At 71.9% G+C, this 15,006-nt stretch carries 17 protein-coding genes; 7 read left to right on the forward strand and 10 right to left on the reverse strand.

The window, feature by feature from the left end:
• Positions 1 to 133: 133 nt before the first annotated feature.
• On the forward strand, positions 134 to 1,153 hold the full coding sequence (locus ACZ61C_RS27630; protein ID WP_465310745.1) for an aldo/keto reductase: 1,020 nt from the start codon (positions 134 to 136) through the stop codon (positions 1,151 to 1,153).
• Between the two features lie 3 nt (positions 1,154 to 1,156).
• Here the strand turns inward: ACZ61C_RS27630 and ACZ61C_RS27635 are convergent, their stop codons facing one another.
• Together ACZ61C_RS27635 and ACZ61C_RS27640 are read right to left on the reverse strand one after the other, a co-directional pair.
• Positions 1,157 to 1,981, reverse strand: coding sequence for a hypothetical protein (locus tag ACZ61C_RS27635; protein ID WP_465310746.1), 825 nt, complete (start codon positions 1,979 to 1,981; stop codon positions 1,157 to 1,159).
• The gene (locus ACZ61C_RS27640) at positions 1,978 to 2,496 is read right to left on the reverse strand and encodes a SigE family RNA polymerase sigma factor (protein WP_465310747.1); all 519 of its coding nucleotides are present in this window, start codon (positions 2,494 to 2,496) and stop codon (positions 1,978 to 1,980) included. The genes ACZ61C_RS27635 and ACZ61C_RS27640 overlap by 4 nt, the downstream gene beginning before the upstream one ends.
• Before the next feature lie 118 nt (positions 2,497 to 2,614).
• Between ACZ61C_RS27640 and ACZ61C_RS27645 the strand changes: the two genes are divergently transcribed.
• Genes ACZ61C_RS27645 through map form a run of 5 tightly spaced genes read left to right on the forward strand, consistent with a single transcriptional unit; the run spans position 2,615 to position 7,935 of the window.
• Positions 2,615 to 3,361: an acetoacetate decarboxylase gene (locus tag ACZ61C_RS27645; protein WP_465310748.1), complete on the forward strand. Its 747-nt coding sequence runs from the start codon at positions 2,615 to 2,617 to the stop codon at positions 3,359 to 3,361.
• Positions 3,358 to 4,266 carry a 3-hydroxyacyl-CoA dehydrogenase family protein gene (locus tag ACZ61C_RS27650; protein ID WP_465310749.1) on the forward strand — a complete coding sequence of 303 codons (909 nt, stop codon included), beginning with the start codon at positions 3,358 to 3,360 and terminating at the stop codon, positions 4,264 to 4,266. The genes ACZ61C_RS27645 and ACZ61C_RS27650 overlap by 4 nt, the downstream gene beginning before the upstream one ends.
• Complete coding sequence (locus tag ACZ61C_RS27655; RefSeq protein WP_465310750.1) at positions 4,263 to 5,750, forward strand: CoA transferase; 1,488 nt, start codon at positions 4,263 to 4,265, stop codon at positions 5,748 to 5,750. The genes ACZ61C_RS27650 and ACZ61C_RS27655 overlap by 4 nt, the downstream gene beginning before the upstream one ends.
• 3 nt (positions 5,751 to 5,753) lie before the next feature.
• The gene (locus tag ACZ61C_RS27660) at positions 5,754 to 7,055 is read left to right on the forward strand and encodes an aldehyde dehydrogenase family protein (RefSeq protein WP_465310751.1); all 1,302 of its coding nucleotides are present in this window, start codon (positions 5,754 to 5,756) and stop codon (positions 7,053 to 7,055) included.
• A 58-nt stretch (positions 7,056 to 7,113) separates the two neighbouring features.
• Positions 7,114 to 7,935 (forward strand): type I methionyl aminopeptidase, encoded by an 822-nt coding sequence (map, locus tag ACZ61C_RS27665; protein WP_465310752.1) that lies wholly within the window; start codon positions 7,114 to 7,116, stop codon positions 7,933 to 7,935.
• Here the strand turns inward: map and ACZ61C_RS27670 are convergent.
• The 7 genes from ACZ61C_RS27670 to ACZ61C_RS27700 form a co-directional block, all read right to left on the reverse strand.
• On the reverse strand, positions 7,932 to 8,504 hold the full coding sequence (locus ACZ61C_RS27670) for a TetR/AcrR family transcriptional regulator (RefSeq protein WP_465310753.1): 573 nt from the start codon (positions 8,502 to 8,504) through the stop codon (positions 7,932 to 7,934). The two genes, map and ACZ61C_RS27670, sit on opposite strands and share 4 nt — an antisense overlap.
• A 71-nt stretch (positions 8,505 to 8,575) precedes the next feature.
• Positions 8,576 to 9,244 carry a hypothetical protein gene (locus tag ACZ61C_RS27675; protein WP_465310754.1) on the reverse strand — a complete coding sequence of 223 codons (669 nt, stop codon included), beginning with the start codon at positions 9,242 to 9,244 and terminating at the stop codon, positions 8,576 to 8,578.
• Positions 9,245 to 9,262: 18 nt separating this feature from the next.
• On the reverse strand, positions 9,263 to 9,634 hold the full coding sequence (locus ACZ61C_RS27680) for a hypothetical protein (RefSeq protein WP_465311144.1): 372 nt from the start codon (positions 9,632 to 9,634) through the stop codon (positions 9,263 to 9,265).
• A 34-nt stretch (positions 9,635 to 9,668) separates the two neighbouring features.
• A complete protein-coding gene (locus ACZ61C_RS27685) occupies positions 9,669 to 10,037 on the reverse strand; it encodes a roadblock/LC7 domain-containing protein (protein WP_465310755.1) in 369 nt (122 codons plus the stop codon).
• Positions 10,038 to 10,600: 563 nt separating this feature from the next.
• A complete protein-coding gene (locus tag ACZ61C_RS27690; RefSeq protein WP_465310756.1) occupies positions 10,601 to 11,215 on the reverse strand; it encodes a DUF5947 family protein in 615 nt (204 codons plus the stop codon).
• Entirely contained in the window at positions 11,212 to 11,706 is a 495-nt protein-coding gene (locus ACZ61C_RS27695; RefSeq protein WP_465310757.1) for a NifU family protein, read from the reverse strand. Before ACZ61C_RS27695 ends, ACZ61C_RS27690 begins: the two co-directional genes overlap by 4 nt.
• A complete protein-coding gene (locus ACZ61C_RS27700) occupies positions 11,703 to 12,722 on the reverse strand; it encodes an NADH-quinone oxidoreductase subunit B family protein (RefSeq protein WP_465310758.1) in 1,020 nt (339 codons plus the stop codon). Before ACZ61C_RS27700 ends, ACZ61C_RS27695 begins: the two co-directional genes overlap by 4 nt.
• Before the next feature lie 121 nt (positions 12,723 to 12,843).
• On the opposite strand from ACZ61C_RS27700, the gene ACZ61C_RS27705 reads away from it, so the two are divergent.
• On the forward strand, positions 12,844 to 13,341 hold the full coding sequence (locus ACZ61C_RS27705) for a helix-turn-helix domain-containing protein (protein WP_465311145.1): 498 nt from the start codon (positions 12,844 to 12,846) through the stop codon (positions 13,339 to 13,341).
• A gap of 242 nt (positions 13,342 to 13,583) precedes the next feature.
• Here the strand turns inward: ACZ61C_RS27705 and ACZ61C_RS27710 are convergent, their stop codons facing one another.
• Positions 13,584 to 14,537, reverse strand: a complete 954-nt coding sequence (locus ACZ61C_RS27710) for an anti-sigma factor RsbA family regulatory protein (RefSeq protein ID WP_465310759.1) — start codon at positions 14,535 to 14,537, stop codon at positions 13,584 to 13,586.
• Between the last annotated feature and the right edge of the window lie 469 nt (positions 14,538 to 15,006).

Below are 15,006 nucleotides of genomic sequence, written 5' to 3' on the forward strand. Positions count from 1 at the left end.
TGTCTCCCCTCCTTTGCGGCTCCCTCCCCCCCTCCTCTTCCCCCTCGCCTCCCCCCCCCCCCCCCCCCCCCCCCCCCCTCCCCTTCCCCCCCCCCCCCCCCCCCCCCCCCACCCCTCATCCCGGAGGAACCCCATGCAGACCCGCCCGCTCGGGCGCACCGGCATCCAGGTCAGCGTCTTCACCCTGGGCACGATGATGTTCGGGCCGTACGGCAACCCCGACCCCGACGAGTGCGTCCGGATCGTCCACAAAGCACTCGACGCCGGCGTGAACACCCTCGACACGGCCGACGTCTACGGCGGTGACGGCCACACCGAACGGATCGTCGGCCGGGCCCTGCGCGGCCACCGCGACGACGTTGTCCTCGCCACCAAAGGGAACGGCCCGATGGGCCCCGGCCCCCACCACCGCGGCAGCTCCCGCCGCTGGCTGGTCACCGCCGTCGAAGGCTCGCTGCGCCGGCTCGGTGTCGACCACATCGACCTCTACCAGGTCCACCACCCCGATCCCGAAACCGACGTCGAGGAGACCCTGGGCGCGCTGACCGACCTGCTGCGCTCCGGCAAGGTCCGGGCGATCGGCCATTCCAACCTGCCCGCGTCGGAGATCGTGGAAGCCCAGTGGGTGGCCGAACGGCGGGGGCTGGCCCGCTTCCGCACCGAGCAGCCGCACTACTCGGTCCTCAACCGGGGTGTCGAACGCGAGATCCTGCCGGTCTGCCACCGGTACGGCCTGGGTGTGCTGGTGTGGAGCCCGCTGTCGATGGGCCTGCTCTCCGGGCGGCTTCGCAAGGGCGGCACGGAAACCGCGTCGGCCGGCCGGTTGCACTGGGCGCCGCGGCACCTGACCGACAGCCGCAAACTGGACGCCGTCGAAGCGCTCGTCCCCCTGGCCGGCCAGGCCGGCCTGTCGCTGCCCCACCTGGCGCTGGGCTTCGTGACCGCCCATCCCGCGGTGACGTCGGCGATCATCGGCCCGCGGACCCCGGCCCAGCTCGACGACCTGCTCGCGGGAGCCGGCACCACCCTCGACGACGACCTGCTCGACCGCATCGACGAGATCGTCCCGCCCGGAACGGACCTCGGCCCGGTCGACGTCGCGTACGAGCCGCCGTCGCTCACCGAGCCGGGCCTGCGCCGGCGGCGCGGGTGAGGCTCAGCCGCCGTGACCCGGACCGTTGTTGGCGTCGGCGACCTGGGTGTACCCGGCCGGGACCTGCGGGGTGTTGACCGTCTTGGCCAGCTCGTCGGTGCGCGGCAGGAAGGCGAGGTCCTTGGTCGTCCGCTGCCCGTCCGGGCCGGTCGTGGTCGAGTGCACCGGCAGGTAGCTCGTCGCGTCGACCCACAGCTCCGAGACCCGGCCCTCGACGGTGTACCCCAGCTTGACGACCTGGTGGCCCTGGTACTCGCCGGTGCCGACGATCTTGTCCGCCCCGGTCCTGATCGACTTCTTGACCCGGTCGACGAAGCCGGTCTCCTTCGGCGGCTCGCCCGCGATGTAGGTGGGGAGCTTGACGTCTTCGGTCGAGTAGGTGCGGTCCTGGTGGTTGACCGTGACGTCGCGCAGGTGCGCGTAGTGGTCGACCACCGGGGCGCTGTTCCAGGCCTCGGTCCGGGTGGGCCCGGTGCGGTAGACCCAGTACTGGTTCATCGTCACCTGGTCCTGGTACCAGACGGTGCCTTCCCCCTGGTCGACGATCCGGTAGACGTAGTCCGAGCCGCGGTCGAGCGCGGCCGAAACCCGGTCGACGACGTAGGCGGCGTTCTGGACCGCGGGCGGGCCGCCGGAGTTGACGCCGAGCACGGTGACCGCCGCGGCCACGGCCAGCACACCCGCTCCGGCCACGCCTCGAGTGGCCAGGCCGCGCCGCCGCACCCGCCGGGCACGGCGGAGGACGTCGTCGGGGTCGGTCCGGAAGGTCTCGCCGGCGACGAGGTGCCGCAGGTCGGCCCCGAGCCGGGTCTCTTGTTCGGTGTTCACAGCAGTGATCCCGTCGTGTCGAAGAAGGATTTCAGGGTGGCGAGCGCCCGGGAGCTCTGGCTCTTCACGGTGCCCGTCGAGCAGCCCAGCGCCGCCGCGGTCTCCCGCTCGGACAGGCCTTCGAGGTAGCGCAGCACCACGGTGGCCCGTTGCCGCAGCGGCAGCGTCAGCAGTGCCTGCCGGAGCCCGGCGCGCCGGACGACGTCGTCGGCGGGGTCGGCCACCGCGGGCTCGCGGGCGAACTCGGCGACCGGCACCGAGCGCTCCCGCCGCCGCCACCGCCCGCGCACCTCGTTGAGCAGGATGCGCCGGACGTAGGCTTCCGGGCTGTCCGCCGCCCGGACCCGCTTCCAGTGCTGGTAGGCCTTGACGAAGGTGTCCTGGACGACGTCGTCCGCGAGGTGCCGGTCGCCGCAGAGCAGGTACGCGCTCTGGTGCAGCGGGGTCCCCCGGTTGCGCACGAACTCGCGGAACTCCGCGTCGCGGCCGGTCTCGGCGTTCTCTGTCTGCTTCACACCGGGGTAGATGTGATCACGGGTCAAAAGGTTGTCATCCGGTGCGGAACCGGGTTTCGCGCGGATGCGCCGCCCGGGATCCGGAGGTAGGTTGCGAGCGTGATCTTGGCAGCCGCAAGTGCGTGAAGACGAGGTCCCTTCCCGGCTCACCACACCGTTGTCCGCGCCGGCCTTCCCCCGCGGGCCCTACCGGTTCACCGACCGCGAATACCTGAACATCACCTACCGGACGGATCCGGCGGCGCTTCGGGCGCTGGTGCCCGAACCCCTCGAAGTGCCCGAGCCGCTCGTGCGGTTCGAGGTGATGCGGATGCCGGACGTCACCGGGCTCGGCGACTACACCGAGTCCGGTCAGGTCGCGATGGTCACCCACCAGGGCGAGCCCGGGGAGTTCACCCTCGGGATGTACGTCGACAGCCACCCCGCGATCGCCAGCGGCCGCGAGGTCGCCGCCTACCCCAAGAAGCTCGGCAAGCCCCGGCTGTTCGTCGACTCGGACACCCTCGTCGGCACTCTCGACTACGGCACGATCCCGGTCGCGCTGGCCACGATGGGGTACAAACACCGCGAACTGGACACCGCCGCCGCGCGGGCCGAGCTGACCGCGCCGACGTACCTGCTCAAGATCGTCCCCGGGTACGACGGCCGGCCGCGGATCTGCGAACTGGCGCGAAGCCAGATCTCGGACGTCACCATCAAGGGCGCGTGGACCGGGCCCGCGCGGCTGCACCTCGTGCCGCACGCGCTCGCCCCGCTCGCCGACCTTCCCGTGCTGGAAATCGTGTCCGCGAGCCACCTCCTCACCGATCTCACCCTCGGCCGGGCCGCGGCCGTGCACGACTACCTCGACCGGGAGCAACCGTGAGAGCGACGATCGTCGGCGGCGGGGTCATCGGCGTCTCCTGGGCGGGCCTGATGGCCGCGCACGGGATGGACGTCGTCATCAGCGACCCGGCGCCGGGTATCGAGGACACCGTGCGCGCCGGGCTCGACGAGCTGACCCCCGCACTGCGTGAGCTGGGCTTCGACGCCGACGGGCCGGCGGACCGGATCACGTTCGAGGCCGACCTCGCGCGCGCCGTCGCCGGCGCCGACGTCGTCCAGGAGAACGGGCCCGAACGCCTCGACCTCAAGCACAAGATCTGGACCACCATCGAGGCGAACGCGCCCGCGGACGCCCTCCTGCTCACCTCGACCTCGGGCCTTCCGGCGACCGACATCGCGACCGCGCTCGAGCGGCCGGAGCGGCTTCTCGTCGGGCACCCGTTCAACCCGCCGCACCTCATCCCGCTGGTCGAGGTCGTGCCGGGCGAGAAGACGTCGCCGGAGGTGGTCGAGCGGGCGGTCGCGTTCTACCGCGGCCTGGGCAAGAAGCCGATCGTGCTGGGCAAGGAGATGCCGGGGTTCGTCGCGAACCGGCTGCAGGCCGCCATCTTCCGTGAATGTGTGCACCTGGTCGCGGAGGGCGTCGTCACCGAGCAGCAGCTGGACGAGGTCGTGACGTCGTCGCTCGGGCAGCGGTGGGCGGTGAGCGGGCCGTTCCTGAGCTTCCACCTCGGCGGCGGACCGGGCGGGCTGCCGCACTTCCTCGAGCACCTCGGGCCGGGCCTGCGCAAACGCTGGGGCCAGCTCGGCACCCCGGACCTCGACGAGGCCACGGTCAAGCTGCTCAGCGACCAGGCCGCCGGCTTCGACGGCACCGTCGAAGAGCTCGCGAAAGCCCGGGACAGCGCGCAGATCGCCCTGATGAAGGGGCTGGGCGAGCGATGAGCGTCACCGACCGGATCCTCGCCGCGCTCGCGAACCCGATCTCTTCCGAGGAGCAGGACACCTTCGACATCCACGCGGCGCTCGAGGACGTCCTCGTCGGAGCCGGAATGTCCGAAAAGGACGCCGGCGGCAAGGTGGAGTTCACCGGCGCCGACCCGATCGTGCCGAGCGCCGTGCGGCTGGGCGCCGCGCCCGCGATCGCGCTGGTCGCGAAGTCCGTGGCCCTGGCCGCGCTCTGGCGCCGCCGCGGCGGGCCCGGCCAGGACATCAGCATGGACCTGCGGAAGGCGCCGCACCGGCTGTGCCCGTTCTACGACAAGAAGTGGGAGCTGGTCAACGGACTCCCGCCGACCAACACCGCCGACCCGGCCAGCCCGCTGTCGCTCGAGTTCTACCGCGCCGGGGACGGCCGGTGGGTGATGCCGCTGAACATCTACCCGAAGCTGAAGTCCAAGACCCTCAGGCTCCTGCGCACCTACGACGACGCCCCGGCGCTCGCCGACGCCATCGCCCGCTGGGACGCCGCCGAGCTGGAGGAGGCCGGGGCGCAGGCGGGCATCGTGATGCCGATGGTCCGCAGCACCGAAGAGTTCCTCCAGACCCGGCAGTACCGCGACGTCCTGGCCGGGCTCCCGCTGATCGAGATCGAGAAGATCGGCGACTCCGCGCCCGAGCCGCTGCCCGCGGGCGGCACCCAGCCGCTCGACGGGATCCGCGCGCTCGGCCTGGGGCACGTCATCGCGGGCGCGGGGATCGGGCGGGCGCTGGCCCAGCACGGCGCCGACGCGCTGAACCTGTGGCGGCCGTCCGAATGGGAGAACCCGGTCGTCTACCTGACGGCGAACGTCGGCGTCCGGTCGGCCACTGTGGACTACCAGAACTCACGCGTGGCCCAGGAACTGCTGCGCGACGCCGACGTCTTCTACGCGAACCGGCGGCCGGGGTTCGTCGCGGGACTGGGGCTTTCCCCGCACCGGGCGGCCCAGCTGCGGCCGGGCATCATCCACACGACCGTGTCCCTGCACGGTGAGCACGGCCCGTGGGCGTCGCGGGTCGGCTTCGACCAGACCGCGGGCTGCGTCGCCGGGATGATGACCCTGGAGGGCTCGCCCGACCAGCCCGTGCTGCCGCACATCGGCGTGGTGAACGACTACCTCGTGCCGTGGCTGGCCACGGCCGGGATCTGCGCCGCGCTGATGCGGCGCGCCACCGAGGGCGGCAGCTACCGCGTCCACATCTCGCTGACGCGCATCGCGCTGTGGATCATCAGCCTCGGCGTGTTCGACAAGGACTACGCCCAGCGCGTCGCCGGGACCGGCGAGCGGCACGCCTACCTCGACCCGGACACGTTCACCGCCGACACCCCGCTCGGGCACTACCAGGGTGTGACCGACCAGGTGCGGATGTCCGTCACACCCGGGCGGTTCTCGACCGTCCTCGTCCCCCGCGGCTCCGGCCGCCCCGAATGGCTGCTCCGGAGGTAACCGATGAGTGACATTTCCGGCGTCGTTTCCCGGCTGCGCAAGACGTTCTCCTCCGGCGCGACCAAACCGCTCGACTGGCGGCGCGCGCAGCTGACCGCGTTGAAGACGATGCTGCGCGAGCAGTCGAGCGACTTCCTCGCCGCGCTGCACGCCGACCTGGGCAAGAACGCGGCCGAGGCCCGCAGCGCCGAGATCACCTTCGTCACCAACGAGATCGACCACACCCTGGAGCACCTCGACGGCTGGGTCGCGCCCGAGTCCGCGCCGCTGCCGAAGTACCTGCTGCCGGGCGCGGGCAGCGTCGTGCGGGAGCCGCTCGGGGTCGCGCTGGTCATCGGGCCGTGGAACTACCCGCTGCACCTCGTGCTGGCGCCGCTGGTCGGCGTGCTGGCCGCGGGCAACGCGGCGGTGCTCAAGCCGAGCGAGCTGTCCCCGACGGTGTCGGCCGCGATCGCCCGGCACATTCCGTCCTATTTGGACACTTCGGCCGTGGCGGTGGTGGAGGGCGCGATCCCGGAGACGACCGAACTGCTGGAGCAGCGGTTCGACCACATCTTCTACACCGGCAACGGCACGGTCGGGCGCATCGTGATGACCGCCGCGGCGAAGCACCTCACGCCGGTGGTGCTGGAGCTGGGCGGCAAGAGCCCGGTGGTCGTCGACACCGACGTCGACCTGCAGGTCGTGGCCGAGCGGATCGTGTACGGCAAGTTCATGAACGCGGGCCAGACGTGTGTGGCGCCGGACTACGTGCTGGCCGTCGGGGACACCGCGGAGCGGCTCGAGCCGCTGCTGGCCGAGGTGCTGCGCAAGCGGTTCGGCGACGATCCGGCGCAGAGCCCGTACTACGGCCGGATCGTCAACACCCGGCACTTCGACCGCCTCTCGGGCCTGCTGGGCAGTGGCCGCGTGGTGACCGGCGGGACGACCGACCGGGAGGCGAAGTACATCGCGCCGACCGTGCTCGCGGACGTCGCGCCGGACTCCCCCGTGATGGGCGAGGAGATCTTCGGTCCCATCCTGCCGGTCCTGCGGGCCGCCTCCCTCGACGAGGCGCTGACGTTCATCACCGGCCGGGACAAGCCGCTGGCGCTGTACGCGTTCACCGGCTCGGAGGAGACGAAGCGGCGGATCCTGGCGGAGACGTCGTCGGGCGCGGTGGGGTTCGGTCTCCCGGTGGCGCACCTGACCGCGCCGGACCTGCCGTTCGGCGGGGTGGGCGAGAGCGGGATGGGGCGCTACCACGGCAAGTACTCGATCGACACCTTCAGCAACCTGAAGGCGGTGCTGGACAAACCGCTGTGAACCGAGGGCGTGCTACGGTGCTGGTATAACTATACCGGTACCGTAGAACGAGGTAGTCGTGATCGAACTGAAGACGCCCGCCGAGGTCGAGCTCATGCACGTGGCCGGGCGTTTTGTCGCCGAGGTGCTCACCGAGGTCGGCCGGCTCGCCGACGTCGGGGTCAACCTCCTGGAGCTGGAGCAGCACGCGCGCGGCATGATCGAGCGGCGCGGGGCCGAGTCGTGCTACTGGGACTACGCCCCGTCGTTCGGCAAGGGCCCGTTCCGCAACGTCATCTGCCTGTCGGTCAACGACGCCGTGCTGCACGGCCTGCCGCACGACTACACCCTGCGCGACGGCGACGTGCTGACCGCGGACCTCGCCGTCGGCATCAACGGCTGGGTGGCCGACTCCGCGCGCACGGTCATCGTCGGCACCCCCGCCGAGGAGGACCTGCGGATCATCCGCGCGACCGAAGAGGCGCTGGAGGCGGCGATCGAGGTCGCACGCCCCGGCAACCGCCTCGGGGACATCTCGGCGGCCATCTACACGGTGGCGACCGACTACGGCTACCCGGTGAACACCGAGTTCGGCGGGCACGGCATCGGCCGCACCATGCACGGCGACCCGCACGTGTCCAACAAGGGCCGGCCCGGGCGCGGGATGAAGCTGCAGCCCGGCCTGACGCTGGCGCTCGAACCGTGGCTCGCCCGCACGACCGACAAGATCGTCTACGACCCGGACGGCTGGACGATCCGCTCGGCGGACGGCTCGCGCACGGCCCACTCCGAGCACACGGTGGCCATCACCGAGGACGCTCCCCTCGTGCTCACCCGGCGCGAGTCCGAGAAGCCGGCGCGGAGCGGCTCCGCCGGCGGGGTGTCCACAAAGGACGTCTAGGCCACGAGCCGGTCGACGAGGGCGTCGACGAGGTCCCGGCGTTCGTCCGCGCCGAGCAGGTCCGGCAGGGTCAGCCGCTCGATGATCAGCCAGTTCAGGGCCAGCCACAGGAGCTTGACCGTCGTGGCGTCGCCCGGCAGGCCGGTCTTCAGGTGGCTTTCCACGTTGAAGTCCAGGTCGGCGCGGATCCGCTTCGTCAGCACCGCCCGAAGCTCCGGGCGGCGGGCGGCTTCCAGGCGCAGCTCCAGCAGCGCCAGGAACCCGGCCGGGAACGCCGCCACCCGGTCGACCAGATCGTGCATCAGCTCGGTGAGCCGGGCGCGGTCACGCGGGCCGTCGAACGGCGCGGCCAGCGTCGCCTCGTCCGGCACCAGCCGTTCGTAGACGCGCTCCCCCGCGCCGGTGAGGATCTCCTCGCGGCCGGCGAAGTAGTTGGACGCGGTCCCGGCAGGCACGGCGGCCCGCTGGTCGACCGCGCGGAACGTCAGGCCACGGGCGCCTTCCGCGGCCAGGACCTCGATCGCCGCGTCGAGCAGCGCGGCTCGTCGGCCGGGGTTGCGTCGCACCATCACTCCGCCTGTCGGGTCACGACCACTACAGGCAAAGTACTCCAGGTCGAGTTGTCCCGCCCGCCGCGGGCTCAGCCGGACACCTCGACCTCGATGCCCATGATCCGGCCGGTGCGCCGGCGGCGCAGCCAGCCGCGGGCGGGCGTCCCGCCCGGCAGCTCCTCGGCGAACGCCTTGCGCTGCGCCGAAGTCGCCGAGTGCCACCGCAGGCCGAGCACCGGCCGGACCGGCGCGATGAACGCCTGCACCCGCTCGTGCGCCGCCGCGAGCCGCGCGGCGTAGTCCCGATCGGGCCGGTAGGCCAGCTCCAGGTCGATCAGCGGCTCGGGCCCGCCGGCCCGGTGCCGGCACCGCGCGAGCATCCGCGCGAGCTCGTCGAAGGCCACCTGCACGGTGCACGGGATCTGGTCCTGCCACCGCCCGAGGCTCGGCGCGTTCACCGCGGCCGCGGTCAGCTCGTCCGCGAGCACGATCAGCGCCCGCACCGGCGCGCCGGCGAGCTCGACGCGGACCCGCCGCCCGTTCGCGTCGGCGAAGAAGCGCACGACCCGGCCGGCCACCACGGCCCCCGACCGCAGGTGGATCCACTCCTCGACGGCGTCCGGCGACGAGCAGGACGAGACGAAGGTGAAGGCCAGCTCGTCGCCGGCGAGGGTCATGGTCACCGGGAACAGGGAGCCGAGGTCGTGCATCAGCGCCGAGCCGGTGACGAGCGCGGCCCGGGATCCGCCGCCGGTCATCGCCCCCTCCTATCCCGGTTACACCTGCAGGTCGGCTTCGATGCGTTTCAGGTAGTGGCGGGCCAGGGCGAGGTTCGCGCGGTCCCGGTCCAGCACCAGGTAGAGGAACAGCGAGCTCCTCGCCCCGACCGTGTTCAGCAGCCGGATCAGGTGGTACTGGCGGTGCAGCGTGATCAGGATGTCCTCGATGCTGTCGTTGAGCGCCAGCGAGGACATCACCCGCAGCTTCGACCGCACGACCTCGGTGTTCCCGGCCGCCGCCACCTCCAGGTCCAGCCAGTCGCCGCCACCACTGGTGCCGAGCGACATCCCGCTCTCGTAGTCGACGAGCGCGACGCCGACGGCGCCGGTGATGGACATGGCTTCCTTGAGCGCGGTGTCGATGTTCATCATGGTTCTGCTTCCTCCTTGTTGTGCGGATGGGTCACGCGGCCAGGATCGTCGCGATCCGCTCGATGACGGGCCGGGTCTCGAACAGCAGCCGCCCGACGTTCAGGCCCCGGTCCCCCATCACCACCATCAGCGCGAGCCGGCCGATGGCGTAGACCGCCAGGTAGCCTTCGCTGCTGAACACGACGGTCTGGTGCAAGGTGCCCTGCCCGGCGATCTCCGACGCCTGGCGGGCGATCCCGAGATCGGCGGCGGCGAGGGCGGAGATCTTCGCGGGATCGATGTGGTCGGCCGCATCGGCGATGATCGGTATCCCGTCGACCGCGGCCAGCACCGTGTCACTCACCCCGGCGACATTCTCCCGGAGTGTGCGCATTTCACGGGCCAATGCGTCGAAGTCCACTTCTTCTCTCTCTTCGGAATTGCTTCACCCACGGCCGAGGTCATCAGCCATTCGAGTTGCCCCCGGCCGGGAACCTTACCGCCGCACCACCTTCTGTCCATGGGCCTGCGCGTCATTCCGGCGCATCTACACGATCGGGTGAAACAAGCTGTGGGCTGTAACCGAAAACCGGTGACGTCCGGGAATTATCGGAAATTGATCACGAAAACTGGAGGTTCGAGGAGGTTGAATCTTCGGCGCGCGCTGCGCACCGCATTGACCGGGCGTTTTCCGGAAACAGGGCTACTGCAGGGGCCGGGCGCGCCGGCCGATCTCCGCGAACAGCTTCCCCAACGCAGGCATGCATGCGGCGCTGCCATCCTGCCCCGCCCATCCCCGGTCACCAAAACACACCGCGCCAACCGGGAGTTTTCCGGAAACGGGGCTACCGCAGGGGCCGGGCGCGCCGGCCGATCTCCGCTCACCGACACGGGCACGCATCTCGGCGCGACCGCCCCGTCCGGCCCCATCTCCGGTCACCGAGACCCACCGCACCGACCGACCGGGCGCTTCCCAAAACAGGGCTACCGCAGCGGCCGGGCGCGCCGGCCGATCTCCGCGAACAGCTCTCCAACCCGGGCACGCATCTCGGCGCCCCCATCCCGCCCCGCCCAGTGCCGGCGCACTGTGCCGGTCAAGCGGTAACAAACGTCTACAGGCACGAGAAAACACTCCGTGCCACCCTCAGTCGCGCCGACCACGATCGCCTCGACGTCCGGCTCGGCCGCCGCCAACAGCGGGTGCTCCGCCGCGAGCTCCGCCCAAAGCTCCGGAGGCAGCGCAGCCTCGGCGGCGCCGAACGGACCCGGCTGGAACGCGACGGCCTGCGCGCCGCAGCGGACGAAGAACGCGAACCCGGCCGGGACCCCCAGCCCGCGCCAGTCGAGGCGGCGAACCGGGTGGCGGGGGTCCCACAAATACCGCTCCGGCACCGCGCGGTACCGGGCCCCCACGCCCGCGCGGCGGGTGAACACCAGGAAGCACGCGCGGCACGAGCACAACAGACCCCGGCGGCCGGTGTCGGCGACGTGGCCGTGGCGGGCCGCCACCGGGGTTCCGCACAGCTCGCACCGCTCCGGCCGCGCGGAGCGGGGCGAACCCGCGGCCGCGGGGTCCACCACTCCACTGTGGACGGTCACGACGCCCGCCCCTCCGGAGCGGCGCCGGGCGGCGGCCCCACGCCGATCTGGTACAGCGTAGGAGCAACGACGATTTCGACACCGGCGGCTTCCGGAGCGGCGTCCCGCACGGCGGCTTCGACCGTCTCGGCGCGCGCGGCCGGACAGCCCCGACGCGCGCCGAGCCGCAGCCGCACCACGCCGCCGTTGGTGCCCAGGTGGTCGACCGCGCCCACCTGCGGGCGGACCCGGTCGAGAGCCCGGCGGACCCGGGCGTCGGCGTCGAGGGGGTGCAGGCCGTGGAGCAGCAGGAGGCTCGCGACGTCGTCGTCCGCCGCCAGCGTGCCGACCAGAGCCGGGGCGCGGTCGCGCAGGACGTCGACGATCCGGGTCAGGCCGTCGCCGTACAGGTCGGTCAGCTCCCGGACGATCGCTTCGGCGGTCCCCCGGCCCGGGCCGGCCCGCAAGGCGCCCAGGAGGGTCTCGAGCCGTTCGCCCGGGGGCGGCGTCACCGGTCCACCGCCGTCCGGATCTCCCGCAGGATGCGGATCGCGGACCCGGACACGCTCGTCGTGGCCGCCGGTGTGCCGGCGCCGGCCGGGTCCTCCATGAACGGCATGAACTTGTCCGGGAACCCCGGCATGGTGCAGCCGATGCAGATGCCGCCGACGTTCGGGCAGCCGCCCACGCCGTTGATCCAGCCGCGCTTGGGGACGTTGCACTGGACGACCTGGCCCCAGCACCCCAGCTTCACCAGGCACCGGGGCGAGCCGTGCCGGTCGGCGAACTCGTCCTGCTCGTAGTAACCCGCCCGGTCGCACCCTTCGTGCACGGTGTTCCCGAACAGCCACTTCGGGCGCAGCGCCTCGTCGACGTCGATCTGCGGCGCGCGCCCGGACACCTGGAAGAGCAGGTGCAGGATGGTCTCCGAGAGGTTGTCCGGCTGGACCGGGCAGCCCGGCAGGCACACGACGGGCAGCCCGGCCCACGACCGCCAGTCGCGGCCGAGGTATTCCGGGACGCCCATTGCCCCGGTGGGGTTGCCGGCCATCGCGTGCACCCCGCCGTAGCTCGCGCAGGTGCCGACGGCCAGGATCGCCATCGCCTTCGGCGCCAGCCGGTCCAGCCACTCGCTCGCGGTCACCGGCTGGCCGGTCTCCGGGTCGGTGCCGAAACCGGACCAGTACCCCTCGGCCTTGTTCGTCTCGTCGGCGATCGAACCCTCGACGACCAGGATGAACGGGTCGAGCTCACCGCGGTGCGCGCGGTGCCACCATTCGATGAAGCTGTCGCTCCCGCCGTCGGGCCCGCTGTGGAAATCGAGGAACGGCCAGTGCATGGCGACTTCGGGCAGCCCGGGAAGTCCGCCGAGAACGATCTCTTCGATACTGGGCTGGGTGGCCGCGGTCAGCGCGACCGATTCCCCGTCGCAGCTCAGCCCGCCATTCATCCACAGAATGTGGACGGTCGGCGGGGAATTCCCGGAGTCGTGCGCCGGGCCGTTGGCCGACTGCGTGGTCCTGGCCATCGATGACACCTTCCCGGCGTGGAAGACGCCCACCGTAGCCCCGTCCGGCGGCAGCGGCAAGCCTCGGGAAACCGGCGGCGGCGACTACACTGGAGGCCCTTCGGAAGGGGCAAAGATCGTGATGGAATCGGCCGGCCGGTCCTCCGGTGAGTCGATCGAGGTCGTGCCGGTCGAAATCGTGAAAAAGATCTTTCCGGCCCGGCCGTCGGCCGTTCCGGGAATCCGGGAATTCGTGCTGGAATGCCTCGCGGACTCGCCGCTCGCGGAGGCCGAAGAGCGCGAAGTGGGCAACTCGATCCTTCGGGCCTTGCTCGCCGCGGCGGGCCCGTCCGGCGTGCTGGAGGTCTCGTGCCGGAAGTACCCCCGGCGCGTCGAGTTCGACCTGCTCCCCTCGCGCGCCGGGGAACCGCCGCCCGCGCCGGTGGACGCGCCCGCCGCCACCTTCGCCGAGTGGCTGGCCGAAGCCCTGCGCAGCCGTGGGCTCACGAAGGAGACGGCCGCCGAAGAGCTGGGCGTGTCCACGAAGACGATGACCCGCTGGCTGGGCGGGTACACCGAGCCGCGGCTGCGCGACCTGCGCCGCATCGAAGACCGCTTCGGGGACGTCCGGCTGAGCTGAGGGACAGATGTGTCCCGGCCGCTGGAGCCTGTTCCGGAAGTCGCTTCGAGGCAGTGGGTATTCTTGCCGGTGGCCGCGATCCCGGTGTGGCAAAGACGGGCGATCGGGCGTCGGATACCGGGACTTTCCGTCGCTCGCGCCCGTACCAAGCCCCGCGGCGGGGCCCGATCCCGTTGCGAGGCCCGCTCAGCCGCGGGTGTTCACCACCGGCACCACGCCGGCTCCCAGCTTGGGAACACGCCCTAACCGGCCTCCTCCGGCATGGCCAGCTCGATCGTGCAGCCGGCCGTGTCGGAACTGACGTCGAGCCATTCGCAGATCTGGTCGGTCATCCACAACGTGGTGCCGGGCCGGGTCTCGCCGCTGAGGCCGTAGAAGGCCGGGCCGTCGGCCGGCCGGTCGCTGTGCAGGGTGCACACCACCCGCCCGGCCGCCGGCCGCACCCAGACGGCCGCGCGGCTGATGCCGTGTTCGAGCAGGTAGGCGATCGCCTCGCCGACGGCGACCCCGAACAGCGTCGCGGTGTCCTCCGACCGCAGCAGCGCGCTCGCCCGCTCCAGCACGTGCCGCCGGACGGCGACCAGGTCACCCTCGAAGCGGAAGAGGTCCGCGGCCGTGCGCGGCGGCGCGGCCGTGGCGACACCGCCGCCTTCTTCCGGGGCCGTGTAGAGCGCGGACGCCCGCGTCTCGCCGTCCACGACGCACTCGGGGTGCGCGCGGCGGGCGTCCTCGACCATCCCCGGTTCGGCGGTTCTGGTGTCGTACGGGCAGATCAGCCAGATCCGGGTGCCGGCCAGCGCCACGTTGAAGCCCTCCTCGGCGAGCTGCCACGCGGCTTCGGCGCCCTCGTCCCGGGCCGGCTCGGCGAGGATGCGGACGGCGCCGGTCGGCGCGGTCGCGCGGTGCCGCGTCCAGTAGCGGTGCAGCGCGCCGGCCAGCTGCGCCGGCCGTCGGCCGAAGAAGGCCGACTCGGCGAAGACGATCCGGTCGGCTTCCGCGCCCATCGCGGCGTGCAGCAGCTCCCGGTTGGCCTCCGTCGTGGTGACCAGCACCGGCTCCCCGCGGCGCAGCCCGTCCAGGACGAACGGCACGGCCATCGCGAGGAACCCCGCGCCGGTGGCGTAGAGGCAGCCCTGGTGCCGGAAGCCCGGCTCCAGCCCGTGGTCCGGGGCCGGAGCAGCTGCCGGGTTGTCCATGCGCACCGAGCCTCCCGAGGACGATCTTCGCCTAGTGGCCATTCGACCGCAGGAGCGTACCCGCACCGAACCGATTCGGCTATCAAACGGAAAAGCGCGGCACCCGTTCGGAGCAATTACCAGGACGGCACCCGGCGGCTGACACAACCGTCACCGGAGCACGATTCGGCGCTCCTGTCAGCAGCAGCCGAAACCCTTCTGACGCAGGGGTCACGAGCCAGATGTGTCCGCGCGGCCGGAGCGCCCGACACTACTGTCCGAATCGCTCCCGGAAATGTCCGCGCGCAATACCGCGCTCACGTGTTCGAAAACAATTCCTGCCCGCGCCGGACAGCTGGGTGGAATTGTGCGGCCGGCTCCGGACCGCCCGGGCCGGGGGGGGGGGGGGGGGGGGGGGGGGGGGGGGGGGGGGGGGGGGGGGGGGGGGGGGAGAAAAAACGGGCGTTTTTGTTGCTCGCTAGGGCTTCAC

The sequence above is a fragment of the Amycolatopsis sp. NPDC104587 genome (assembly GCF_055583645.1).